The sequence below is a fragment of the Streptomyces fildesensis genome (assembly GCF_016107395.1).
In the GTDB taxonomy this organism is placed as follows: domain Bacteria; phylum Actinomycetota; class Actinomycetes; order Streptomycetales; family Streptomycetaceae; genus Actinacidiphila; species Actinacidiphila fildesensis.
Genome location: NZ_JAAIKO010000071.1, coordinates 1 through 22,595, shown reverse-complemented (window position 1 = coordinate 22,595; position 22,595 = coordinate 1). Strand labels below are relative to the sequence as shown.

The following is a 22,595-nucleotide window of genomic DNA, read 5'->3' as shown; positions in this document are numbered from 1 at the left end:
GCGGAAACCCACCCATCACCCGCGCAAACAACCCTGCGGGTCAATACACCTAGCCGTACGGGTTGAGTGCCCAGAATCGGACGGTGTCGCTGCGACGGTCGAACCACAGCTTGGTGGAATAGCCGCTGCCGTCACGGTCGAGTTCGTGCGACCGGGTCCACTGCGGGTTCTCCGGACCCTCTCCCTGGAGCGGCTTCTCGAACCACGAGGAGAAGTCATCGGCCGGCCTCTCGGAGACGAAGGCGTGGGCCGCCGTCAACTCGGCAACCTTCCCCGGTACCAGCCGGGCGAAGCCCGAGATCACCAGCTCCGGAGATGGTATGCCCCGGTCGTTGTCACGGCTACTGACCCACTTGGCGTCGGTGAGCGTGCCCAGCAACGGGAACGCCCGCTCCAGCGGTGCGGTGTCGGTGTGCCAGTCTCCCTTGGCCCCGTTCGCCACCTGACGCAGGATCCACCAGGCGGGTAGGACCGCCAGCCCCGCCCCGATCCCTATCAGCTTCCGTCGCTCCAACGTGATCCCCTCATGCCTGACTCCGGGGGCACCATATCTGGATCGTGCACCTCACTCGGACCACCTAGTGATCACAACCAAGTACGCGCCCTGGGTGTGCAGGAGCCCGGAGCCGTCAAACAGAAGGCTCCTTGGTCAGGGGGCGCAGGCCGTCAGTGTTCACCTGCTTCCCAGACCAGTTCGCCGGCGTTTCCGACGACAGCGACGCAGGCCTCCTCGGTGCCGCCGAGGGCAGCGTGCCGGAGCAAGGCCGGCTTCCCTGATTCGAGGGCGGCAGCGGTGTCTTGGAGCATGGCACCCACCGAGCTCCACAGCGGCACGCCGGGCACCCACGTCTCGTGGTCCCACAGGAGAACTGCGCCATGGCAGTCGCCGAGCCGCAGATCGACGATGAGTCCGTCACCGCCGGGGCTCATCGCAATCGGCAGGAACGACGGCAGGAACCGTGGCTCTGGTTCACCGTTCGCGTCGAAGGATGCCCCTTCCTGTTCTGCGACCAGCAACCAGATCTCTCGCGTCTCCAGGGCTTGGTCCAAGCCCACCGGAGCATACGATCCAGGGATCCAGAAGTCGGCGCTGACACCGTCCAGGGTCCACCACTCGTGTACTTCGGTGGGGAGTGCTATCGCGAGATCTGCCTCGACTGCGCGGAGTTGACCCTCGTCCGCAGCCGGTCTTATGGGGGGCTTGTGGAGGCGGTCCCTGAACCAGGCATCGATGCGATCCCACGACGTACGCACTTCATGATCAATCGAGGTCATGGTCGGAAGTCTCTCAGGGAGCTCTGACAAGGCGCTCCGCACCGGCGGACCCGTGACTGGGCCAGCGAAGGTGCCGCCCGTTGAACCACTGCTCGTGCCATGATCCCCGGCAACCGGAAGGACGGTGACACCCTCAGCGGTGTGCTGCTGCGCCTCAGGCACGCTCTCTCGACAACCCGTAGGTGCCGCTCCAGCGGGCGTCGGACGGCCATCTGGCTCGCCCCTGACAGTAAGGGGCGATTCACCCGGAAGGTACGGAGCTACGGGAGGCTGCAGACGCCGGCCGACAGCCGCCCCGTGGGGCGGCCGGCCGTTGCGTGTACGTGAAGGGAGGGGCTGTCGGAGGCCACCGCCGGACATGCGGAGGGATTTCGGCGGCATCTCGAAAGTCGGCGTCTCCATCGCGCGCAGGCTGCTCCACCCCGACTGGACGACCGGACCGCAAGGTATGAAGCGCATGAGAATTCCCGGCCGAGTCTTAGCCGATGGCACGCACCGATCGGAAGCGGCCCACTGAGCGCTGAAGCGGAGCGCTCTCGTGACAGGTGCTGACCCGCTCGTGTGCGAGCCGCTCCGGGTGCGGCCGCGTCGCTCTTCGGCGGCACTTGTGTGATGGCGCTGCCGGGCACCACGGCGAACCGATATCGCTCGACTGCCGGTGATCCACACCCGCGTCGCCCACGGTGACTTCAGCCCGCCCCATGTGGCTCCCGCCCCTGCCGGCGCGTCATGTCGCGCCGGGGCACCCACCGCACGGACTGGACCCTCCTTGTCGCTCCAGCACCCGCCGTTCCCCCGAAGAGGAGAGAGACACCCGCCATGCCCGCACAGCATCATCCCTGGCTGCGCGGCAGCGCCGGCAAGCGCAACGGGCGGGATGCCGGGGCGCCTCGACCGACCCCAACGGACCGATTCCGCACGTGCCGGGCCACGGCAACCCCTGGCTCGACACGTGGTTCTGCACCAACCCCCTCTCTACTGAGACGAAGGTCTGAAAAACCATGAAGAAGTTCCTCGTACTCCTCGGGGCACTCGCCCTGGCCACCGCCAGTGGAACGGCGACCGCTGTCGCCTCCTGTTCCCCGTCCGCTGACCGGTGGACCGAGACCGGTGTCTCGTATGTCGACTCGCAGGCCGGTGGGCAGGGCCTGGCGTCCTGGAGCAACCACAGCCTGCTCTTCCGGGGCGGCGGCTCCATCCCCCAGGACCTCAGAGACCAGGGCTGGACCCACATCGGCGACCCGGAGATCGCCCGCCAGCACATCTTCGACGCCTACCAGGGCAATGGCGGTACGACAGCCAAGATGTTCGCCGTCACCACCCCGGGCGGGAAGCGCCTCGTCTACACGCATCAGCTCCAAGGCGACGAGCGGATGAACAACTCCTTCGCCGCCGTTTCCCCCGACGCGCAGTGGCTGGTCTCGGGCGAGTGGGACCAGCAGGACCGACTCCTGGTCTTTCCCGCACCGGTCTTCAACACCCGGGCGCCCGCGGGTGGCGGCGAGCTTCCCGAGGCAGGCCGGATCTCCCTGGACCACCCCGTACGGGACATCCAGGGCTGCGACTTCGTCTCGGCGAGGCGCCTGGTGTGCGCCTCCGACGACAGCACCCTGTCGCTGTGGCCGGTGGAGCGCCCGCTGTTCCAGGTGGACCTCGGCCGGGCACTCGACGGCAAGCCCGTCACTGGCCACGTCTCCGTCATCCTCCCGCTCCCGCAGCGCTCCGCCTGCGCGGGAACCGGGTTCGAGACCGAAGGCGTGGACTACGACGCCCGCACTCGCACCCTGCGGGTCGAGATGATCCCGCCCGGCGAGTGCGCCGCCTCCACCGCCGTCTACACATATCGCGCCCGCTGACGCTGTTCTCGGGCCCGGTTTTCGGACCCGGGCCGGGTCGGGCAGCGGACTGCCCGGCCCGGCCCCGCCCACGAAGGCAGGTCCCCAACTCACAGGTCGATTCTCTGCGGGCACCTGGGGACCGGCCCTACCCAAGGCGCAATTTGCCGAGCGGGGACGCCCTGTCCGCGGAGTCCGGGCCCACCCGGAGAGCCCACCTACGCAGGAGGAGATCTGTGTCCGAGCCGGCGGTTGACGAAGTCGAATCGCCCATGATGCAGGCCTTCCATAACCTGCCCGAACTGTCGCAGAGAATCCTGTTGCACACCCTCGGGAGACAAGCCGGACTCACTACACCCCTACCGGAACTGAGCCCCGACACAGCGGACCCCCGTCCGCTCGAGCCCTCGGTGGCCTCTACGAGGCGTACCTCCGTACCTATGCCGCGCAGGCCCCCAGCCGGGACTGCCGTCACCTGGTCGCCGTGCTGAACGACAACGTCAAATACGGAGCCTTCAAGGACTTCGACCAGCATGCGGCTGCATGCGAAAGCTGCTTCTTGGCCCGGACCGAGATCATCGCGATCTACGCAAGCCTTGTCATTCTGCGGGTCGAACTTCGGCGGCCGGCCGCCGCTGCCGTAGTGGCCGCGATCACCCCATCCGGACGGGCGGATTGAGGTGCGCCGCATATTGAGCCTGCGGCATCCCACGTCTGCTCTCGCGCCACGGCCAGGTCCAGGACCGTGATGCCGACAGCGCGGCAACGCGCTCAGCCGATCGGATCCGGTGCGAAGGAGCCCCCGCCGAACCTCCTGAGGGCTGTCCCACAACCCCGCTTCTACCGTGGCACCCGGACCGTGAAGACGGAGCCGAGGCCGGGAGCGCTCGTCACCGACACTGTTCCGTCGTGCGCCTCGGTCAGCTTGCGGGTGATGGCCAGGCCCAGGCCGCTGCCGCCGGTCTGCCGGGTGCGGGACTTGTCCGCACGCCAGAACCGGTCGAAGACATGCGGCAGATCTGCCGGGTCGATGCCACTCCCGGAGTCGGCGATTTCCATGAGCAGTTCGTCGCCCTCCACACGGGATCGCAGCACGACGCGGCCCCCGTTCGGTGTGTGCCTGATCGCGTTGGAGACGAGGTTGCTGATCACTTGACGCAGTCGCACCGGGTCGGCGTACACCTCCAATTGCTCTGCGGCGTCGATGAACAGCGCGACGCCTGCCGGGCCGGCGGCCCCGTGATGGGCCGCTGCCACCTGCTCCAGTACCTGACGGACCTGGAGCCCTTCACGGTGCAGTACGAGGCTTCCGGCTTCGGCCGCGGCGAGGTCGCGCAGGTCGTCGATGATGTGGTGGAGCAGCATCGCCTCGTCCAGCAGAAGGGCGAGCAGATGGTGGTCGGCCGGTGTGAGACCGTCCTGGGCCGCCTCCAGCCAGCTGCGGATGTTGGTCAGCGGGGTGCGCAGCTCGTGTGCTACGTCGCTGACCATGGCTCTGCGTTGCCGTTCCAGGGTCTCCCTGCGCTCGGCGAGGTCGTTGAAGGCCACGGCGACACGTCCGATCTCGTCCTGGGTCAGCACCGGGACCCGCACCGCCTCGTCGGCCGGGCGCTGGGCCGCCGCGATCAAGGCGCGCAGCGGGCGGACCAGCCGGAGGCCCAGCAGGACGGTCACGGCGCAGGCGACGGTGAGGACGATGCCCGCGGCGCCCGAGATCCGAAGGGTGTTCGCCGCCGACAGTTCGATGGAGGTTCCGCCCGGATTTCCGCGATCGGAGACGAACAGCAGAACGGGGGGCGAGACGTAGGGGCGGAGTTGCTGTCGGCGGCCGTCGTTCACGCACTCCTGTGCGGCGCGGTCCGAGTTCTCCTTGTCGCTGTTCCCGCGGAAGCGCCAGGAGAAGTCAGGGAACACCTCGACAGGTGGTCTGGCCTGCTGTCGCAGACACTCCGAGGCCAGTTCGCCGACCTGGGTGAGCGGCAGTTCCTCCGATCCGAACGGCAGCTTGAGCAGGTCGATGCCGCAGTCCTTCGCCAGCTTCGCCCGGCTGTCGGCTTCGGGCCCGGTGAGCTGGATCGTGAAACGTCTGCTGGGCAGGAGGACGGCCTTGGCGGCGATCTGCCTGGAGGTCAGGCAGTCGGTGATCTTGCGCACTCTCAACCGCTCCTGGTCCTGCTCCTTTTGTTCCAGGAGAAAGGGGCCGACCGCGCGCGGGTCGATGGGGCCGTCGCTCTCCTGGGACAGGACCGGATCGAGTCGCAGCGGGTCGATGGAGGCGGATGGCTTGTCCGGAAGGAGGACCGTCGATTCCGAGCTCGCGATGCGGGTACGGGCGGAGGTCGTGAGGGTGATCGCCCTGCCGGTTCCCGCTGCCAGCTCGCGGACCAGTCCCTGAACCCCGCCCCAGTCGGTGTGGGTGGCCGAGTAGCCGATCAGGGCGTCGTAGATGCGGGCGTCGGCCTTCGACGACCGGCCCTGCTCCGTGTTGATCGCTCGTGTGGTGGTGGTGACGGCGAGCCAGGTGGTCGCGGCCACCGAGCAGATCGCGACCAGAAGGGATGCGAAGAGCAGCCGGGCGAAGAGGCTGGTGTGCAGCGGTACCCCGAAACGGCCCACGTCATCGCCTGCTGGGGTCGGGTCCTGCGGTCAGCTTGTAGCCGACGCCGTAGACGGTCACCAGGTGAACGGGGCGGCGCGGGTCGGGCTCCAGCTTCTTGCGCAGGTTCATTATGTACATGTCGACGGTGCGATCGGTCGAGGAGACGTCCCAGCCCCGGGTGCGCTCCAGGAGTTGCTTGCGGGTGAACACCCGGCCGGGCTCGGCTGCCATGGCCGACAGGATCGTGAACTCGCCACGGGTGCAGGTGACGAGTTCTCCGGAGGGCGCCCGCACTTCGTGGCGGAGCGGGTTCACCGTGATCGCGCCCACTTTCAGGACTCCGTCGTCCGGGGGCGCGGCGCGTTCGACCCGTCGCAGCAGGGTCCGGATCCTGGCCATCAACTCGCGTGGGCTGTAGGGCTTGGTCATGTAGTCGTCGGCACCGAGGTCGAGACCGATCAGCAGGTCCTCCTCGGTGGAGCTGGCGGTCAGTATCAGTACCGGCATGGCGGACTCCTGGCGCAGGATCCGGCACACGTCGAGGCCGTCGACCTTCGGCATCATCACGTCCAGCAGGAGCAGGTCCGGCCGGAGCCGCCGGGCGCCCTGAATCCGGTCCGGCATCGTCGAGCCCATACCCGGAGCCGGGCCCCGGCCCGACTCCGACCACCTGGGACCGCGTGATGCGTCCGTGCACCCGGTGGCAGTGTCCGCGTCACTCTGGGAGTCGTCTTCAATGATCCGCGACATCGCTCAAGCCGCCGCGCCGCCCGTGTGGCGTCCCGTCCGGGGCCGCACCCGCGCGACGGACGAGGGCCGGCGTTCCGGCGGCGCGGCAGGAGTGCCTCTTGGCCCCATCGCCGCGGGGCTCTCGCAGTGACCCGCTCAGAGGCGGAACCCGCCACCGGAACGGAGGAGGACCCCACCACCATCGGCGCCAGTGCGCCAGGGAGCCGGCGCCGCCGTGTCCGGATCGTCGCCGCCGTGCTGATGACGGGGCTGGCGGGGGCCGGAATCGCGGTGGGTGTGCCGTGGGGGGAAGGCGGCAATTCCACACCGTCCAAGGCGGATCCGTCGGCGGGTACGGTCAAGGTCGTCCGGATGGATCTCTCCGACAGCCGGTCCCTCGACGGAACGCTCGGCTACGGCAAGCCGCAGACCGTCAAGGGGGCGGGGGGCGGCATCGTGACATGGCTGGCCCCCGGTGGGAGCACAGTGACCCAGGGCCAGGTGCTCTATCGGGTCGACGACCGCGCGGTGCCGGTCTTCTACGGCGCCGTGCCGCTCTACCGGCGCCTCGCGGGCCAGAACACGGTCGGGCGGGATGTGAAAGTGATCGCCGAGAACCTGCGGGCCCTGACGTACGACATCGGGGTCCAGCCCTCGCCAGGACAGGTCGTCACCGTGACCGCTCCGGCGGACGGTACGGCATCGGCGGGCGGCGGGCCGGACGCGGCGCCGGACGGGACCGCCTCGGCCAAGCCCTCACCCGCCCCCGGCAAGGGGACACCCAGTGGCGGAAGCCCGGCCCCCCGGCCGTCCGCGACCGGCCGCGGCGGGGCCACGACCGGGACGGGGCCTACCGGAAGCCCCGGTACGGTCACGCAGGTGCGCGTCAAGTCCGGGGACGGCGTACTCACCCGGGCTCTGGTGGCCGCGATCAAGTGCTGGCAGACCGCCCAAGGAGTGCCGTCCACCGGTGTGATCGAGCCCGGTGACGTAGCGGTGCTCAGCGGTGCGGTCCGTGTGGAGAGTGCCGCTGCCCAGGTGGGCGACCCGGTCGCCGCACCGCTGTTGAAGGTGACCTCGACGGCCAAGGCCGTGACCGTGCCGGTGGACGCCTCCCAGGCGGGCTCCATCAAACGCGCCGACCCGGTGACCGTGAAACTCCCCGACGGCACCTCGACCGCCGGCAAGGTGACCGACATCGGCACCGATGCCGAGCAGTCGGCGAACGGGAACGGCGGACCGGCGAAGGTCACCGTCACGGTCTCGTTCACCGACCCAGGCAAGGTGAAGAAGCTCGACTCGGGGCCGGTCCAGGTGGAGTTCGTCTCCGAGACGCGGCCCGGAGTGCTCGCCGTTCCGGTCGCCGCGTTGCTCGCGCTCCGCGAAGGCGGCTACGGGCTGCGCACCGCCGACGGGCGGACGGTCGCGGTGAAGACCGGCCTGATCGCCAAGGGGATGGCCGAGATCAGCGGGGACGGGATCGCCGAGGGCACCCAGGTGGTGACGTCGTCGTGACGGCCCTGGGCACTTCGGTACTGTCGGTCCGCGACGCCGCGGTCGAGTACCCCGGCGGGGTCAGCGCCCTGGCCGGGGTCTCCCTGGAGATACAGGACGGCGAACTGCTCGCCATCGTCGGCCCGTCCGGCTCTGGCAAGTCCACGCTGCTGAACATCATGGGCACCCTCGACCGGCCGACCCGCGGCAGCGTCGTGATCGCCGGCCAGGACGTCACCACGCTGCCGGACCGGCAGCTGTCCGCACTGCGGGGACGCTGGCTCGGCTTCGTCTTCCAGCAGTTCCACCTGTCCGAGGGGCTGACCGCCACCGAGAACGTGGCCACCGGCCTGCTCTACGCCGGGGTGCCGAGGAAGCGGCGCCGCCCGCTCGCGCTCGCCGCGCTGGAGCGGGTCGGACTGGCCCACCGCGCCGGTCACCGGCCGCACCAGCTCTCCGGCGGCGAACGGCAGCGGGTGGCCATCGCGCGGGCCCTCGTCCACGAGCCCACGCTCGTTCTCGCGGACGAGCCGACCGGCGCGCTGGACACCGTTAACGGGCGCGCCGTGCTGGAACTGCTCACCCAGCTCAATGAGGAGGGGACCACGATCGCGCTCATCACCCACGACCGGGACATCGCCGCGCGACTGCCGCGGCGGGTGGAGATCCAGGACGGCCGCATCGTCACCGACACCGCCGACGGCCCCTGCACCGCTGACCCGGACACCATCGGGGTCGCGCCGTGAAGCCGACCCCACGGCGCGGCTCGATGCGCGACCTGCCGACGAGCCCGCGCAAGCGCTCCGTGACCACCCCGCTGCACCGGCCCGTCCGGCTCTCGCCCGCCGATCTGCTGCGGCTCGGGCTGATCGGCATCCACACCCGGCGGATGCGGGCGGCGCTGTCCGCCCTCGGCATCTCCATCGGCATCGCCACCATGATCGTGGTCACCGGCATCCCGGCCTCCAGCCAGAAGGCCCTGGACGCGGAGCTGACCGCGCTGGGCACCGACAGGTTGCAGGCGGTCGCTGACAGCCAAGCCTCGAACGGCCGGCCGGTCGCGTTCCCCGCCGAGTCGGTCGCGATGGTCAGACGCATCGGTCCCGTGAAGGCCGTGACCGCCGTGGCCAACACCCATGCCGTGGTGCGCCGCACCGACCGGCAGGGCCCGCTGGACGCCTCAGGACTGACCGTGCTCGCAGCCCAGTCCAACCTCCTGGACCTGGTCAACGCGCGGGTCCGCTCCGGCCGCTACCTCTCCGAGGCCACCGGGACGATTCCCACCGCCGTGCTCGGCACGGTCGCGGCGGCCCGGCTGGGCTTCCCCGATCCGCGCCCCGGTGAGAGCCCGCCGCTCGTACTGATCAACGAGCGGTGGTTCAGCGTGATCGGGATCCTGCGGACCGTCCCGCTGGCCCCGGAGATCGACCGCGCCGTCCTGATCGGCTGGGAGTCAGCCCACACCGCGCTCGGCTTCGACCGCCGCCCGACGCAGCTGTTCATCCAGGCGCAGGAGGCGGCGATCGAAGACGTGCACGCGGTACTCCCCGCCACGATCGACCCGCTCTCCCCGAGCCAGGTACTGGTCAGCAGACCGTCGGACGCCCTGGCCGCGAAGCGCTCCACCGAGGCCACCTTCTCCGGGCTGTTCATCGGCCTGGCCGGTGTCGCGCTGCTGGTCGGCGGTATCGGTGTCGCCAACACCATGGTGATCTCCGTCCTGGAACGCCGCCGCGAGATCGGACTACGCCGCGCGCTGGGCGCCAACCGGGGTCAGATCCGCAGCCAGTTCCTCACCGAATCCATCGTGCTGTCCGGCCTCGGCGGCCTTGCCGGGATCATTTTCGGAGTGCTCGGCACCATCGGCTACGCGGCATACGAGGACTGGCCGCCGGCCATCCCGCTCCCCGCGGTGAGCGCCGGGCTCTGCGGCGCGGTACTCGTCGGAATCGTCGCCGGCGTCTATCCGGCCGTCCGCGCCTCCCGGCTGTCCCCGACCGCGGCTCTGGCCTCGGCATGACACCTCGCCCGGCGGCCGGACCGCGCGGCAGTCGCCCGGGCACCACATATCCCCACCGCACCCCTATGGATTCATCGAACACACCGGAGAGGATCACACCATGCACACTGCCGATGCGCCCCCTTCACCAGGCGCCGCGCGCCTGCGAGCAATCGTCGCCGCGCTCACCTCGATAGGCCTGCTCGGGGCATGCGGAGGCGGGGCGGAATCGACCGAGGAGGCGCGCGAAACGGCAGTCGCCAGCGTAGCCGTCCCCAACAAGGCGCCCTCGGCGTCGTCATCGCCATCGGCGCAGACCGAGCGGCCCCTCATCAGGCCCGACACATCCGAGGAGGAGTCGGACCGGGTGAACCAGGTATGGATGGACTGCCTGGCCAGGAAAGGGCTCACGATGTTGAAGAATTCGGACGGCACCTGGAAAGGGCCGTTGCGCCAGGACGCGGCGTACGCGGAAGCCCAGAAGACCTGCGGCAGCAAGGAGCCTGAACTCCTGGAAATGCGGGCCGCCAGAGAGGATCCGGAATTCCGGGAGAAAGCGGACCGCTGGGTGAGTTGCCTGCGCTCCCACAACGTCAAAGCCACCGTCCAGGACGACGGATTGCTCGCGTTCGACGACTCAAGCGTGAACGACAACGCGTTCACATGGGCCAAGAAGTGCGAGGCCGAAGCGTTCCTCGCGAAGTAGCCCGCCGGGCCGCCCCGCCGCACGGGCAGCCTCTGCGGGCAGGGCAGTGGCCGCCAATCGGCACGACGCGCTGGCGGGGTCCTCAGGCGCTGCCGCGCTGCCCATCCGTCGCCGCTCCCGGCACGTCCAGCTCGATATCGTCGTTGCCGTTGAGGCCGGAAGACGGAGTGGCTGTGGCTGACGGCGCGATCGTGGTCCCCTTTGGCGATCGGCCGGACCAGAGCCCTGCGACGCGATCCATGGGGAGCGATTGACCTACGTCAGCCCCGAACTGCCCCCCGCCGCCAGCGCGGGCGGGCCCCTTCGAGGAGCCCGCCCGCGGCGTTCGTTGGCGCGATGAAGGGCGTCAGACGACGCTCTCGCCGTTGCCGTACGCCTTCATGTTGTATGTCCCGAAGCCGTTCTGGACGGGGTCGCCGGCGTTGTTGATGCAGTGCACGATGCCGCCACCGCCCGCGCCGTTGAGGCAGACGGTCATCAGGTCGGTGAAGACGACGCCGGGCGAATCGGGGACCTCATAGGCGCGGTCGGTGTAGATGTCCGCGTTGAGGTTGAAGAAGCAGTAGCTGCCCAGACCCCAGGCGTGGTGCTCCCTGACCCGGTCGGCGACCTTGTAGGCGGCGTAGCCCTTGGTGGAGCCGTGCACCCAGGCGCTCTGGGTGGGCACGTCGTACGGGTGCTCGTTCTGGAAGAAGTACGTGCGGCCGTGGTCGCCGTTCCACAGCACTTCGTACTTCTGGTAATGCTCCACGAACAGCCCGTACGTGGTGACGTGGTCGCCGTTGACCAGGAAGCCGGTGTCGGCGGGGTTGACCGCCCAGCCGACCGTGTCGTCCAGGCCGTGGTCGGCGCGCCACAGCCACAGGTGGTCGCAGAAGACGTCGTTGCTGTCGATCTGCACGCTGACGCCGGCGCCGCCGGCGATGGCGCCGCCGATCCGGGCGAAGACGTCGAAGAGTGCGGTGGGGTCGGAGTCGTGGCGGCGCCGGCTGCGCCCCTTGCCGACCCGCAGCAGCACCGGGGTGTGCGCCGAGGCCGCCTCGACGAGCACACCGGCGACGGTGACGCCGCTCACGTCGGCGACCTCGATGAGCGTATTGCCGTGTGTCGAGCGCAGCGTCGTGTAGCCCAGGCCCAGCACGACCGTGCCGGGGCGGGTGACGCGGATCGTCGAGGACAGGTTGTAGATGCCGGGGGTGAACAGCAGGTGCTGCCCGTGTTCCAGCGCGCGGTTGATCTCGGCGGCGGAGTCGCCGGGCCTGGCCACGAAGAAGCGGGACAGTGCGATGGTGCGGCCCGCGGCCGGTCCGCTCGCCCAGGTGGTGCCGGTGGAGTTACGTCGCAGCGCGGGCACGAAGACCTGGTAGGAGCCGTGCCGGTCCACGGTCAGGAACGGCTTCTCGCGGACGACCGGGGTGCGGTCGATGGTGGTGTGGGGCGGCGTCGGGAAGGACTGGGCGGGTGCGCCCTGGACGCCGACGAAGACCATGTTCCAGTTGGCGCCGGTCCAGCTGCCGATGGTGTCGTTGCGGGACAGCCACTGCTGCTGCGAGCCGGACTCGACATAGCCGTCCACCACGCTGTCGGCCAGGTAGCCGCCGCTGGACCACCGGTTGCCGGGCGGGCTCGGCCACAGGGTGGCGTTGCCCTTGATGTGGACCCGGCGCAGCGGGCACGCCTGGGCGACAGCCCAGCGGTTGAGGCCGTCCGGCGGCACGATGGTCAGGTTCTCCGCGGCGCGCCAGAAGTTCTGCGTGCCGTTGCCCTCGAACCACTGGGCGTCGACCGTGACATGACCGTTGATCACCACGTCGCCGGGGGCGGCGCCGAGGCCGAGGACGTGGGTGTAGAAGCCGACGTTGATGTCGACGTTGTACGTGCCAGGCCGGAAGGCCAAGGCGAAGCGCTCGCTGCCGAACTGGTTGGACTCCTGGAGGGCGAACACGGCGTCGACCTTGGCCTGGATCGCGGCGTCGCCCATGGACGGGTCGAAGACCAGGACGTTCGGGCCGAGTGCTGCGGCGCTGTGACCGTAAACGTTTCCGGGCTCGTGCGACGACGAGGCGGACGCGGACGACGACGCGAATGCCGATCCGGCGGAGATGCCGCCGGCCAGCGGTATCGCAGCGGCGACGGCAGCGCCGCGCAGCACGGTACGGCGAGTGGGAATGACAGACACAGCTCTCCCTGGACGTGGTGGATGGGGCGGCCGCGGCTGGTCCCTCAGCCGCGGGAGAGCGCTCTCAGGCTGGAAGTGAATCACCGTGGGTATGCAGCGTCAATAGGCGGGCAGCCGCCTGAGTTCCGGGAGTTGGCGGCCGGCCCGCGACAACTATTCCGCACCCAGGACCGACCGGGCGGGCTGCAGCAGTGGGTGAACTTCGGGCTCTCTCGGCCTCCGCCCAAGTCGACGTGGCAATCGCGGACCTCGCCGGGCGTCCTGCCGTGGGAGGGCGAATTCGTCTCCCCCCAGGGCATGCGGTTCCATCCGGACGCAGGCGACGGTGAGTCCCCAGGCTCGAGGCGGCAGCGATCACTAGGACAGACGACACCGCCAGGACGGACCCGCCGGTCATGACCGCGCGAGGTCCGTCGTGGTCCACGATTCTGCCGATCGGGATGCCGGCCGGCTGCGGCGAGACGAGGTGGGCGGCCGGGAACGCGGCGGCGGCCGGGAACGCGAACCACAGGCGACTGCCGCGACTGTCCACATCAGGCTGCGGCACGATCGCCTCCACCACCTGTTCGGCGTGGGTGACCCGCTCACCTGGGGACCGCGCCCTGCCTTGAGTGGGGTCAGGCTGGGACCAGCGCTTTGGAGCGGTCGGCAGCGATGTGTACGGCCAGCCCCGCCAGTACGGTGCCCATCAGGTACCGCTGGACTCGCAGCCAGGCGGGCCGCCGGCCGAGGAAGCCCGCGATCGTGCCGGCCGCCAGCATGACCGTGCAGTTGACGGTGATCCCGATCGTGACCTGTACGAGGCCCAGCAGGAAACTCTGCGCGGCTACGTGCCCTCGCGCCGGGTCGATGAACTGGGGGAGCAGCGACACGTACAGGATGGCGATCTTGGGGTTGAGGAGGTTGGTGACAAGCCCCATCGTGAACAGCCGGCGCGGCCGGTCTGCGGCCAGCTCCTTGGGTGCGAACGCCGAGGCGCCACCGGGCCGGACTGCCTGCCAGGCAAGGTAGAGCAGGTAGGCGGCTCCGCCTGCTTTGAGGACGGTGTAGAGGGCCGGCACTACGGCGAAGATCGTGGCCAGGCCGGCGGTGGCCACTGCGAGGTAGACCAGGAAGCCGACCGCGACCCCGGCCAAGGAGATCAGCCCGGCGCGGCGGCCCTGGGTGATCGACCGTGAGGCCAGGTAGATCATGTTCGGGCCGGGGATGAGGGCCATGCCCAGTTCCATCGCGGCCACTGCGGCGACCGCGCCGAGGGAGACAACCATTCGCATCTGCTTTCGAGGGTTGTGCCGACCTTATCGCGGCCGGACCGGAGAAGATCATCCCGCGATCCTCCGTCGGCTCCAACTCCGGTGGTCCGTCGCTCGAACAGATGCAAGTCACCGGGCTGTTGCGGTTCCCACTACCGCGTCACGGCACAGCCGCTCCGCGGGTAGGTCCTCATGCCCGGCAACCGGCCGGCGCCTGTGGTCGAGCCAAGCGACGTCGCCGACCGCCAGCCACGGCTCGCGGGCCATGGCCTCCGGGCGGGCAGGCGCGGCGGCACGGGCTGCGTCCGAGTTGTGCGGGGGCCAGGGGCATGGTCGATCCACGACGCCACCGGCAACAGCGGACAGACGAACTCCCACTCGGTATCGGACAGTTCATGTCGACGTATCACCCGACCATGATCCACTACTCAAGATTGTTTGAAGACACCGCCTAGGACGAATCAAGGACGAATCCAGGACGGCCGACGGACACGTGTCCATAGCGTCTCCGTAGCGGTGCTCACCGAAGACCAATAGGCGGGCTATGCGTGCGGAGCGTGCCTTCGGATTCCGCGCTTGAGGCGACCAGGGGAGGTGGCCGGATTGATCAATGCCAGGCACGACTCGTCTTTCGTACTTTTCGGCTGGGCAACGGGGGTGCGTTTCCTTTCGGGGGACGCGACCTCTGACCAGCGGCGACACGCCATTACTTGCGGTCGCTCCAGGTGCTCCTTGGGTTCGCTCCGCTGGCCGAGGCCCAACCGAGTTGCCTGCCACGCCTGCCCGGTGCGACCGGAAGCATCTGCAGAGACCCATCAGCGCACGATTCGTCAGATTGAGGAGACCAGCACCATGCTCAAGCTCCGAACTACCCGACGCGTCCTTGCCACGGCCGCCGCCACGCTCGCACTTGCCGGCGGCGTCACCGCCGCTACGGCGGGCAGTGCCAGCGCCGCCTGGCGGAACGGCGAGATGTACAACCTCGCGAAGAGCGAGTGTCTTGACGGGGGCGGCGGTTGGGTCAGCACCTGGGGCTGCAACGGCTCCCCGGTGCAGATCTGGCGGGACATTGCCCCGACTACTGACAGCACCTACCAACTGAGCGACAACGCGGGCCAGTGCCTCGACGGTGGACAGAGCTCGGGCCTGTTCTCGTGCAACGGCGGCGACTGGCAGAGGTGGACCGTCGAGAAGGCGGGCACCGTCGACGGACGTACCTACTACCGCTTCCGCTGGGCACACGACGCGTCCAAGTGCCTGGATGGCGGGCAGAGCAGGCAGGCGATGTGGTTCCCCTGCAACGGCGGGGCATGGCAGATGTGGTCCTGGAACTGACCCAGGTCTGCCGGTGCGGCTCGCCGGTTTTCCGGCGGGCTGCACCGGGACGCCGTAGCTGGGCGATTGTCGCGCGGTCGTCCACGCTGTTCCGGTGCGGAACTTCCACACGATGCCGTTGAGCACCGTACGGTCGTCCATCCGCTTCCTGCCCTGCAGCGACACCGGCAGCAGCGGCTGGACGAACTCCCACTCGCATCAGACAGGTCATGTCGACGTATCACCCGACCATGATCCATCACTCAAGACCGTTTGAAGACACCGCCTGGGGGGCTTGGGTGAGCGCGTCGCGGCCGAACAGGAGGGCGTATCCGGTGGGGAGTTGGGTGAGGATCCGGTCGAGGAGTTGGGGGCCGGCGAGGTGGGCGACAGTGGGACTTCGCCGATGCGCCCGGAACTGCACCAGCACTGATCCTGCCTGAGGAGGGGCAGGCCGTCAGGAGGTGGGGAGCCTTGGGGCAGCCAACTGTGGGTGCGGACGGCATGGTCCGCTGCCTTCACGCGGCGACCTGCCCCGGAAACTTGCTGGGCTCGTCGACCCTCACGGGGTACTGACCGTAGGCATCAGGCACTGCGTTTGCGCGCAACAGCCTTCTTCGCCGGGGCCCTCTTGGCTGCCTTCTTCGCGGTCGACTTCTTTCCCTCGCCGCCGGCCTTGGGTGTGCTGCGCGTGCGGCTGTGGGTGTCGGACGTGGAGGCGTGGCTGGCAGCGGTCTTCTTCGCCGGCGCCTTCTTGGCGGTCTTCTTCGCGGGGGCGATGTCGTGGACCGTGGCGTCTTCGCCGCGGTTCTCCTTGGCCTGGGCGAGGCTGGCTTCCAGTGCCTGCATCAGGTCCACGACCTTCCCGGCCGCGGGCGCGGGGGTGCCGGCAGGAGTGACTTCGGCGCCGTCGACCTTGGCCCGCACCAGGTCCGCCACCGCAGCGGTGTACCGGTCCTCGTAGGCGTCCAGGTCGGCTTCGCCCAAGGCGTCGATCAGGGCGATGGCGGCTTTGATCTCGTTGTCGGCGAGTTCCACCTTTCCGGTGGGTGCTGCCTCGGCCGGTGACTTCATCTCGTCGGGCCAGTGCAGGGTGTGCGCGATCAGGACGTCCTCGTAGGCGTAGATCAGCACGAGGTGTTCCTTGTTGTGCAGTGCCACCTTCCCCACGGCGGCCTTCCCGGACCGGGCCAGGGCCTGGCGCATCAGGACGTACGGTTTGTCCCCGCCGGGGCCGGGTTGCAGGACGTACGGGCTGTTGTACTGGGCGATGGGGACGTCGGCCATGTCGAGGAAGCCGCTGATCTCGATGGTCTTCGCGGTGGGCAGCGGCATGGCGGCGAGCTCGTCGTCCGTGATCTCCACCAGCGTGCCGTCGGCGGTCTCGTAGGCGCGGCCGATCTCGTCCGGGTTCAGGACCGTGTCGTCCAGTTCGCACTTCTTGCGGTACCGCACCGGACCGTGGTCCGCCTTGTGCATCTGCCGGAACGGGATCTTGTGGCTGCTGACCGTCGACCCGAGGCGCACCGGGATGGACACCAGGCCGAAGCTGACCGTCCCGGACCACAGCGGCTTCATCGCACCGTTCCCTCAGCTGAGCGGCTCATGTGTCGACGCTACGACCGCCGCAGTCGCCCCGCGACCGCACTGCAGTCCCATGGCCAAGCTGATGCGAGTGGTGACAGAGAGTCTCAATCGAACGAATGTACGGATGGGGGGTTATGGTGGAGATGCGACGGAGTGCTTCCGGTGGGGAGGGCGTGTGGGTGAGCACTGGAGGTGCGGATGTCGTCGTTTACGCACCTCCACGCCACGTCGGGCTATTCGGCCCGCTACGGTGCCGCGCACGTCGATCACCTCGTGCGCCGGGCGGCGGAGCGCGGCATGGGTGCGCTGGCGCTCACGGACCGTGACAATGTCACCGGCGCCGTACGGTTCGCCAAGGCCTGCGACGCCCGCGGCGTCCGCCCGATCTTCGGCGTCGACATCGCCGTCGCACCTCACTGCGAGGCGCCCCTCGGGGCACAGCTTCGTCGTCGGACCCCCGTGCGCGGCGGTGCCCATGTGGTGGAGGCGCCCCTGCGAGTGACGCTGCTGGCGCAGAACGCCGACGGGTGGGCGCGCCTGTGCCGCCTGATCTCCGCCGCGTACGCGGATACGGTCGCGGGCCTGCCGGTGGTGTCCTGGTCGGCCCTGGGGCAGCACGCGGGGGAGGGGCTGACGGTTCTGCTCGGCCCGGTCTCCGAACCCGTCCGCGCCCTGACCGCCGGCCGTGAGGACCTGGCCGAGCAGCTCCTCGCCCCGTGGCGGGACCTGGCCGGCGACAACCTGCGGATGGAGGTGGTGTGGTTCGGGCTGCAGGGCACCGGACCCGGTTCGCTGCGGCTGGCCGGCCGCACCCTGACTCTGGCCGACCGGCTCACCATCCCGGCTGTGCTCACCAATGCGGTCCGCTACGCCGACCGCGACCAGCACCGCCTCGCGGACGTCCTGGACGCCGCCCGGCTGCTGCGCCCCATCGACCGCCGGCGCCTCGACACGGGGGAGCGGTGGCTGAAGGACGCGGCATCAATGACCGCGGCCGCCGACCGCATCGCCGAAGCCGCCGGTGCCGGGCCGGAGCGCGCACAGCAGCTGATGGCGGAGACCGCAGGCACGGCGGTGCGGTGCCGGGTCGATCCGGTGGCCGATCTGGGGCTGGGCACCCCGCACTTTCCCGAGCCGGGCGTGGTCGGCGCGGGTACCGGTCCTGCTGAGGCGGCGGCGTTGCTGCGGGAGCGGTGTGAGGCGGGCATGGTCCGACGCGGCCTGGACCGCGATCCGGCCGCGGTGCAGAGGCTTCAGGAGGAGCTGGCGGTCATCGCGGGCCTGCAGTACGACACGTACTTCCTCACCGTCGCGGCCGTGGTCGCCGATGTGCGGGAGATGGGCATTCGGGTGGCTGCCCGTGGTTCGGGGGCCGGGTCGATGGTCAATCACGCCCTGTACATCGCCACCGCCAACCCGCTGGAACATCACCTGCTCTTCGAACGGTTCCTCAACCCTCGACGTACCTCGCTGCCGGACATCGACATCGATGTGGAGTCCGCCCGCCGCCTGGACGTCTATGACCGCATCATCGAACGCTTCGGCACGGACCGCGTCGCGGTCACCGGCATGCCCGAGACCTACCGCGCCCGCCACGCGCTCCGCGACACCGGGATGGCCCTGGGTATCGCCCCGCACACGGTGGACCGCATCGCGAAATCCTTTCCGCACATCCGGGCCTGCGACATCACCTCAGCGATGGCCGAGCTGCCGGAACTGCGCGAACTAGCTGCGGTGGCGGGCCAGTTCGGGCCGCTGTGGGAGCTCGCTGAGGGACTGGACGCGCTGCCGCGAGGGATGGCGATGCACCCGTGCGGCGTCATCGTCAGCAGCGCCACCCTCCTGAACCGGCTCCCGGTGCAACCCACACCCGGCGGATATCCGATGGTGCAGGCCGACAAGGAGGACGTCGAAGACCTCGGGCTGATCAAACTGGATGTGCTGGGGGTGCGGATGCAGTCCGCCATGGCGCACGCCGTCACCGAGATCCAGCGCACCACCGGCCAGCACATTGATCTCGACGACAGCCATCAGGTGCCGCTCGATGACTTCTTCGCCTTCAAGCTGATCCAGGCATCCGACACCATCGGCCTGTTCCAGCTGGAGAGCCCCGGCCAACAAGACCTTCTGGCCCGGCTGCAGCCGCGTGACCCGCAGGACGTCATCGCCGACATCAGCCTCTTCCGCCCCGGCCCGGTCGCCGGCGGGATGCCCGCGCAGTACATCGCCGCCCGCCATGGCGCCGCCCCCGCCTATCCGCACCCCGATCTTGAACCGGTGCTGGCCGACACCTATGGGGTGACGATCTGGCACGAGCAGATCATCGACATGCTCGCGACCCTCACGGGCTGTGACCGCTCCCTGGCCGAGATTGCCCGCCGCGCCCTGGGCGACAAGAACCGGCTGCCGAAACTGCGCGACTGGTTCCTACGCGAGGCCGGAGCCCGGGGCTACACCCCGGCGGTGCTGGACGAGGTGTGGGAGATCATCGAATCGTTCGGCGCCTACGGCTTCTGCCGCGCACACGCCGTCGCCTTCGCGGTGCCGGCGCTGCAGTCCGCCTGGCTCAAGGCCCACCATCCCGCTGCCCTGTACGCAGGGCTGCTGGAGCACGACCCAGGGATGTGGCCGAAGCGGGTGATCGTCGCGGACGCCCGCCGCCACAACGTGCCCGTCCTCAGCGTCGACGTCAACCACTCCCAGGCCACCCACACCGTGGAGCCGATGCCCGACGGAACCTGGGGTGTGCGGTTGGCGCTGTCCGCGGTCAAAGGCATCAGCGACGACCAGGTCGCCCGGCTGGTGGCCGCCCAGCCCTACGCCTCGCTGCAGGACGTGTGGCAGCGCGCCCGCCCGGCACGGCCGACCGCGGAACGCCTCGCGGAAGTCGGCGCCTTGGACGCCCTACGTGGCTCGTTGACCCGCCGGGATCTGCTCCTGCAGATCGCCGAACTACACCGCCACGCCCGAGGCCACCAGGGTGACGGGCAGCTACCGCTGCAGGACATCAGCACCAGCTCCGCCCCCAGCGGGCTGCCCGAGATGACCGGCCGCGAAGCGCTGGGTGCCGAGCTCGAGACCCTGAGCATTGATGTCAGCCAGCACCTCATGGAGCACCACCACCGACTGCTGCGCGAGGTCGGCGCCACCGACGCCGCCCACCTGGGCGCCCTCGAATCCGGCCAGACCGTCCTGGTGGCGGGGGTGCGCGCCTCGACGCAGACCCCGCCCATCGCGTCCGGCAAGCGCATCATCTTCGTGACGTTGGAAGATGGCTCCGGACTGGTCGATCTGGCGTTCTTCGAAGACTCCCACCCCGCCTGTGCCCACACCATCTTCCACAGCGGTCTGCTCCTGGTCCGCGGCACCGTCCAGCGCCGGGGACCGCGCCGCACCGTGGTCGGCACCCGGGTCTGGGACCTCGAAGCCCTCGCCGCCCGCCGCGACGACGGACCCGAAGCCGTCCTGCGCCTCCTGGGCGACACCACCCGTCCCGAAAGCACCCCCGCCCAGCCCCCGCAGCGCACCCTCGCCAACGGAACCAGCGGCGCCACCTTGCACCCGTGGGCCGACCTGCAGCCCGCCGGCACCCGTTCCGCGAACCTGACCAGACTCGGCCACACCAGCCCAGGAAGCGCGGGCGGGTGACCCTCATGCAGCCGGTACAGCGCCACATCCTGCACGCGCACTTCCACGGGAACGCGCGCGACGACCCCGAGCTGTACCAGCACCTCTTGGAGCTCTTGGAGAACATCAGTCCCCGCGTCCAGGCGCTGGAACCCGACGGTGCGCAGATGGACCTCACCGGTGCGCTGCGCTATTTCGACCGCAGCCCCCGGGATATCGCTGAGCTGATCCGCCTACGGGTGGTGGCTCTTCACGGCGTCCAGGTGACGCTCGCCATCGCGGGCAATCGGCTGCTGGCCGGCATGGCCGCCGCCGTGACGCCGCCCGGCGACATCACCGTCATCGGCCCCGACCCGCACGACATCGCCATGTACCTGCGCCCTCAACCCGTCAGCGCACTGCCCGGCGTCGGGCCGGCCACCGTGAAGACGTTGACCCGGCACGGTCTGCACCGTGTCGGAGACCTCGCCGACGCGCCGCTGCTCACGACCCAGCGGCTGCTGGGGGCGACCACGGGCCAGGCCCTGTACGACCGTGCCCACGGCCGCGACCCCCGCCCCGTCACCCCGCAACCCGTCGCCCGCTCCATCACCTCCGAGCACCTCTTCGACCGCGACGAACTCGACCCCGACCAGCACTGACGCGTACTCCTCGGCCTCAGCGACCAGCTCGCCTCCCGGCTACGGTCACAGGCGCAGATCGCCGGCGCCCTGTTCCTCACGGCCCGCTACGCCGACCGCTCGGCCAGCACCCGAACCCGACCCCTGCCCGAAGCCTCAGCACACGGGGATGACATCCGTGCCGCCGCCTACGAGCTCTACGCGGCACTCGGCCTGCAGCGCGCCCGCGTCCGATCCCTCACCCTGCGCGCCGAACAACTCCGCCCCGCCCACACCGCCGCACACCAGATGAGCCTGGACCAAGTCCGGGAGAACCGCCTCGCCATCGACCCGGCCATCGACAAGGCCAACGCCCGCTTCGGCCCCGGCGCCGTACGCCCGGCCAGCCTGGCGGCGAAACTCCGAGGCCGGGATGTCTGATCCGCTTCGGTAAGCCAGCTCACTATGTCTGCTCGGCTGAGAGCGGAGCGGGACCGGCCGCGCCCGGTGCGGCAGCAGAGCCCTGATACGGCCGCAGGGCCCGGACCGCGTGTCGCGGTCCGGGCCCTGCCCCGGTGCCGCTCTGCGGCGGCGGTGCGTCAGCTCTGTGCGGTGTCGTCGCCCGCCTGCCCGGTGCCCTCAGCTGCGCCTGCCTTCTCGCGCATCTTGCGCAGCAGCTCTGCCTTCTGGTCCGCTGCACCCTGACGGTCGAGGTTGCGGTGCGGACCGTTGTTCTGCCGCTCGGCGCGGGACAGCCTCTTGCGCTGGCCGCCGCCCATGCCCACGGGATTGTTGATGTTCTTGCTCACGGTCACGGGTTCTCCCGGTAATGATGTGAAGTGATCTACGGATTCATCGGTGGGGGACGGGCGGCGACGTCGAGGGACGTCAGCAGAGGCCCATCACGCTCTCACTCGTAAATCGGCGTCTGGAAGAACATGACAACGTTACCCGGTTCCGTCGGCCCCGCACACCAACCTCCTCGCCGCCCCGGCGTCGGCCGGGTCTTCGCCGGGCGCCCGGGGTCAGCCGTTTCCTTCCAGGAATCTCAGCACCGCCAGCACCCGTCAGTGGGCGCCGCCCGCCCCGAGCAGGTCCAGATGGGCGTTACCGGGCCGCTGTGGACGGTGTCAGTGGTCGCGACCACACCGACGGTATGAGAGATCATCTCCGTTGCCCCGCCGTTACGGGACGCCCGTCAGCAGCGAGCCGGTACGTCAGTCCAGCCATCCGATGCGAGACGTGGCCCGGCACCCCTGCCCCGTCCTGCCGTTGGTCTGTGGGCCAAGGCGAGGCGATCGGCGCCGCGCTGCCCGGGACCGCATGGAGCGCTGCCGTACCCACTGGAGTCGTAAAGATTCAACGTGGCGATATCGGTGCGTCCCGGTTGCCTTCGTGT

The 22,595-nt window shown here is 69.6% G+C and carries 18 protein-coding genes and 2 pseudogenes; 11 read left to right on the top strand and 9 right to left on the bottom strand.

The window, feature by feature from the left end; translation table 11 throughout:
- Positions 1-49: 49 nt before the first annotated feature.
- Entirely contained in the window at positions 50-514 is a 465-nt protein-coding gene (locus tag C6N31_RS40350) for a hypothetical protein (RefSeq protein WP_232486248.1), read from the bottom strand.
- A gap of 152 nt (positions 515-666) precedes the next feature.
- On the bottom strand, positions 667-1,275 hold the full coding sequence (locus tag C6N31_RS40345; RefSeq protein WP_187145195.1) for an SMI1/KNR4 family protein: 609 nt from the start codon (positions 1,273-1,275) through the stop codon (positions 667-669).
- Between the two features lie 1,001 nt (positions 1,276-2,276).
- Here C6N31_RS40345 and C6N31_RS40340 point away from each other — a divergent pair.
- Together C6N31_RS40340 and C6N31_RS40335 are read left to right on the top strand one after the other, a co-directional pair.
- Positions 2,277-3,131, top strand: a complete 855-nt coding sequence (locus C6N31_RS40340) for a hypothetical protein (RefSeq protein WP_138351889.1) — start codon at positions 2,277-2,279, stop codon at positions 3,129-3,131.
- Positions 3,132-3,594: 463 nt separating this feature from the next.
- Entirely contained in the window at positions 3,595-3,789 is a 195-nt protein-coding gene (locus C6N31_RS40335; RefSeq protein WP_198359467.1) for a hypothetical protein, read from the top strand.
- Positions 3,790-3,950: 161 nt separating this feature from the next.
- Here C6N31_RS40335 and C6N31_RS40330 read toward each other — a convergent pair whose 3' ends face one another.
- Together C6N31_RS40330 and C6N31_RS40325 are read right to left on the bottom strand one after the other, a co-directional pair.
- On the bottom strand, positions 3,951-5,726 hold the full coding sequence (locus C6N31_RS40330) for a sensor histidine kinase (RefSeq protein WP_138351887.1): 1,776 nt from the start codon (positions 5,724-5,726) through the stop codon (positions 3,951-3,953).
- Position 5,727: 1 nt separating this feature from the next.
- The gene (locus tag C6N31_RS40325) at positions 5,728-6,333 is read right to left on the bottom strand and encodes a response regulator transcription factor (protein ID WP_232486247.1); all 606 of its coding nucleotides are present in this window, start codon (positions 6,331-6,333) and stop codon (positions 5,728-5,730) included.
- Positions 6,334-6,585: 252 nt separating this feature from the next.
- Between C6N31_RS40325 and C6N31_RS40320 the strand changes: the two genes are divergently transcribed.
- The 4 genes from C6N31_RS40320 to C6N31_RS40305 all read left to right on the top strand — a co-directional run bounded on the left by C6N31_RS40320 (position 6,586) and on the right by C6N31_RS40305 (position 10,637).
- On the top strand, positions 6,586-7,953 hold the full coding sequence (locus tag C6N31_RS40320; protein ID WP_232486246.1) for an efflux RND transporter periplasmic adaptor subunit: 1,368 nt from the start codon (positions 6,586-6,588) through the stop codon (positions 7,951-7,953).
- A 5-nt stretch (positions 7,954-7,958) separates the two neighbouring features.
- Positions 7,959-8,678 (top strand): ABC transporter ATP-binding protein, encoded by a 720-nt coding sequence (locus C6N31_RS40315; RefSeq protein ID WP_138352069.1) that lies wholly within the window; start codon positions 7,959-7,961, stop codon positions 8,676-8,678.
- A gap of 23 nt (positions 8,679-8,701) precedes the next feature.
- On the top strand, positions 8,702-9,952 hold the full coding sequence (locus tag C6N31_RS40310; protein WP_198359468.1) for an ABC transporter permease: 1,251 nt from the start codon (positions 8,702-8,704) through the stop codon (positions 9,950-9,952).
- A gap of 100 nt (positions 9,953-10,052) precedes the next feature.
- Positions 10,053-10,637 (top strand): hypothetical protein, encoded by a 585-nt coding sequence (locus C6N31_RS40305; protein WP_138351885.1) that lies wholly within the window; start codon positions 10,053-10,055, stop codon positions 10,635-10,637.
- Positions 10,638-10,983: 346 nt separating this feature from the next.
- Here the strand turns inward: C6N31_RS40305 and C6N31_RS40300 are convergent, their stop codons facing one another.
- Entirely contained in the window at positions 10,984-12,816 is a 1,833-nt protein-coding gene (locus C6N31_RS40300) for a pectate lyase-like domain-containing protein (RefSeq protein ID WP_244809726.1), read from the bottom strand.
- Between the two features lie 617 nt (positions 12,817-13,433).
- Complete coding sequence (locus C6N31_RS40295) at positions 13,434-14,084, bottom strand: LysE family translocator (protein WP_138351884.1); 651 nt, start codon at positions 14,082-14,084, stop codon at positions 13,434-13,436.
- A gap of 837 nt (positions 14,085-14,921) precedes the next feature.
- Between C6N31_RS40295 and C6N31_RS44725 the strand changes: the two genes are divergently transcribed.
- The gene (locus C6N31_RS44725; RefSeq protein WP_164297728.1) at positions 14,922-15,404 is read left to right on the top strand and encodes an RICIN domain-containing protein; all 483 of its coding nucleotides are present in this window, start codon (positions 14,922-14,924) and stop codon (positions 15,402-15,404) included.
- Positions 15,405-15,491: 87 nt separating this feature from the next.
- On the opposite strand, the pseudogene C6N31_RS46290 reads toward C6N31_RS44725, so the two are convergent.
- Positions 15,492-15,587 (bottom strand): annotated as a pseudogene (locus C6N31_RS46290) (IS5-like element ISRhru5 family transposase); the annotation flags it as partial.
- Positions 15,588-15,968: 381 nt separating this feature from the next.
- Complete coding sequence (gene ku, locus C6N31_RS40285) at positions 15,969-16,961, bottom strand: non-homologous end joining protein Ku (protein WP_138351883.1); 993 nt, start codon at positions 16,959-16,961, stop codon at positions 15,969-15,971.
- 207 nt (positions 16,962-17,168) lie between these two features.
- On the opposite strand from ku, the gene C6N31_RS40280 reads away from it, so the two are divergent.
- The 4 genes and pseudogenes from C6N31_RS40280 (at position 17,169) to C6N31_RS45385 (ending at position 21,637) form a co-directional block, all read left to right on the top strand.
- Positions 17,169-20,618, top strand: a complete 3,450-nt coding sequence (locus tag C6N31_RS40280) for a DNA polymerase III subunit alpha (RefSeq protein WP_198359466.1) — start codon at positions 17,169-17,171, stop codon at positions 20,616-20,618.
- 5 nt (positions 20,619-20,623) lie between these two features.
- Entirely contained in the window at positions 20,624-21,238 is a 615-nt protein-coding gene (locus C6N31_RS44720) for a DNA polymerase Y family protein (RefSeq protein WP_232486249.1), read from the top strand.
- Between the two features lie 15 nt (positions 21,239-21,253).
- A pseudogene (locus C6N31_RS45390) lies at positions 21,254-21,502 on the top strand (DinB/UmuC family translesion DNA polymerase); the annotation flags it as partial.
- Between the two features lie 3 nt (positions 21,503-21,505).
- A complete protein-coding gene (locus tag C6N31_RS45385; protein WP_269770876.1) occupies positions 21,506-21,637 on the top strand; it encodes a hypothetical protein in 132 nt (43 codons plus the stop codon).
- A gap of 158 nt (positions 21,638-21,795) precedes the next feature.
- On the opposite strand, the gene C6N31_RS40270 is transcribed toward C6N31_RS45385, so the two are convergent.
- Entirely contained in the window at positions 21,796-22,011 is a 216-nt protein-coding gene (locus tag C6N31_RS40270) for a DUF6243 family protein (RefSeq protein ID WP_187145197.1), read from the bottom strand.
- Positions 22,012-22,595: the final 584 nt, after the last annotated feature.

Bases quoted from the DNA above. Each gene is read 5' to 3' on its own strand.
- C6N31_RS40345 (WP_187145195.1), bottom strand. From the start codon at position 1,275: ATGACCTCGATTGATCATGAAGTGCGTACGTCGTGGGATCGCATCGAT.
- C6N31_RS40340 (WP_138351889.1), top strand. From the start codon at position 2,277: ATGAAGAAGTTCCTCGTACTCCTCGGGGCACTCGCCCTGGCCACCGCC.
- C6N31_RS40325 (WP_232486247.1), bottom strand. From the start codon at position 6,333: ATGCCGGACCGGATTCAGGGCGCCCGGCGGCTCCGGCCGGACCTGCTC.
- C6N31_RS40310 (WP_198359468.1), top strand. From the start codon at position 8,702: ATGCGCGACCTGCCGACGAGCCCGCGCAAGCGCTCCGTGACCACCCCG.
- C6N31_RS40305 (WP_138351885.1), top strand. From the start codon at position 10,053: ATGCACACTGCCGATGCGCCCCCTTCACCAGGCGCCGCGCGCCTGCGA.
- C6N31_RS40295 (WP_138351884.1), bottom strand. From the start codon at position 14,084: ATGGTTGTCTCCCTCGGCGCGGTCGCCGCAGTGGCCGCGATGGAACTG.
- C6N31_RS44725 (WP_164297728.1), top strand. From the start codon at position 14,922: ATGCTCAAGCTCCGAACTACCCGACGCGTCCTTGCCACGGCCGCCGCC.
- ku (WP_138351883.1), bottom strand. From the start codon at position 16,961: ATGAAGCCGCTGTGGTCCGGGACGGTCAGCTTCGGCCTGGTGTCCATC.
- C6N31_RS40280 (WP_198359466.1), top strand. From the start codon at position 17,169: ATGTCGTCGTTTACGCACCTCCACGCCACGTCGGGCTATTCGGCCCGC.
- C6N31_RS44720 (WP_232486249.1), top strand. From the start codon at position 20,624: ATGCAGCCGGTACAGCGCCACATCCTGCACGCGCACTTCCACGGGAAC.
- C6N31_RS45385 (WP_269770876.1), top strand. From the start codon at position 21,506: ATGAGCCTGGACCAAGTCCGGGAGAACCGCCTCGCCATCGACCCGGCC.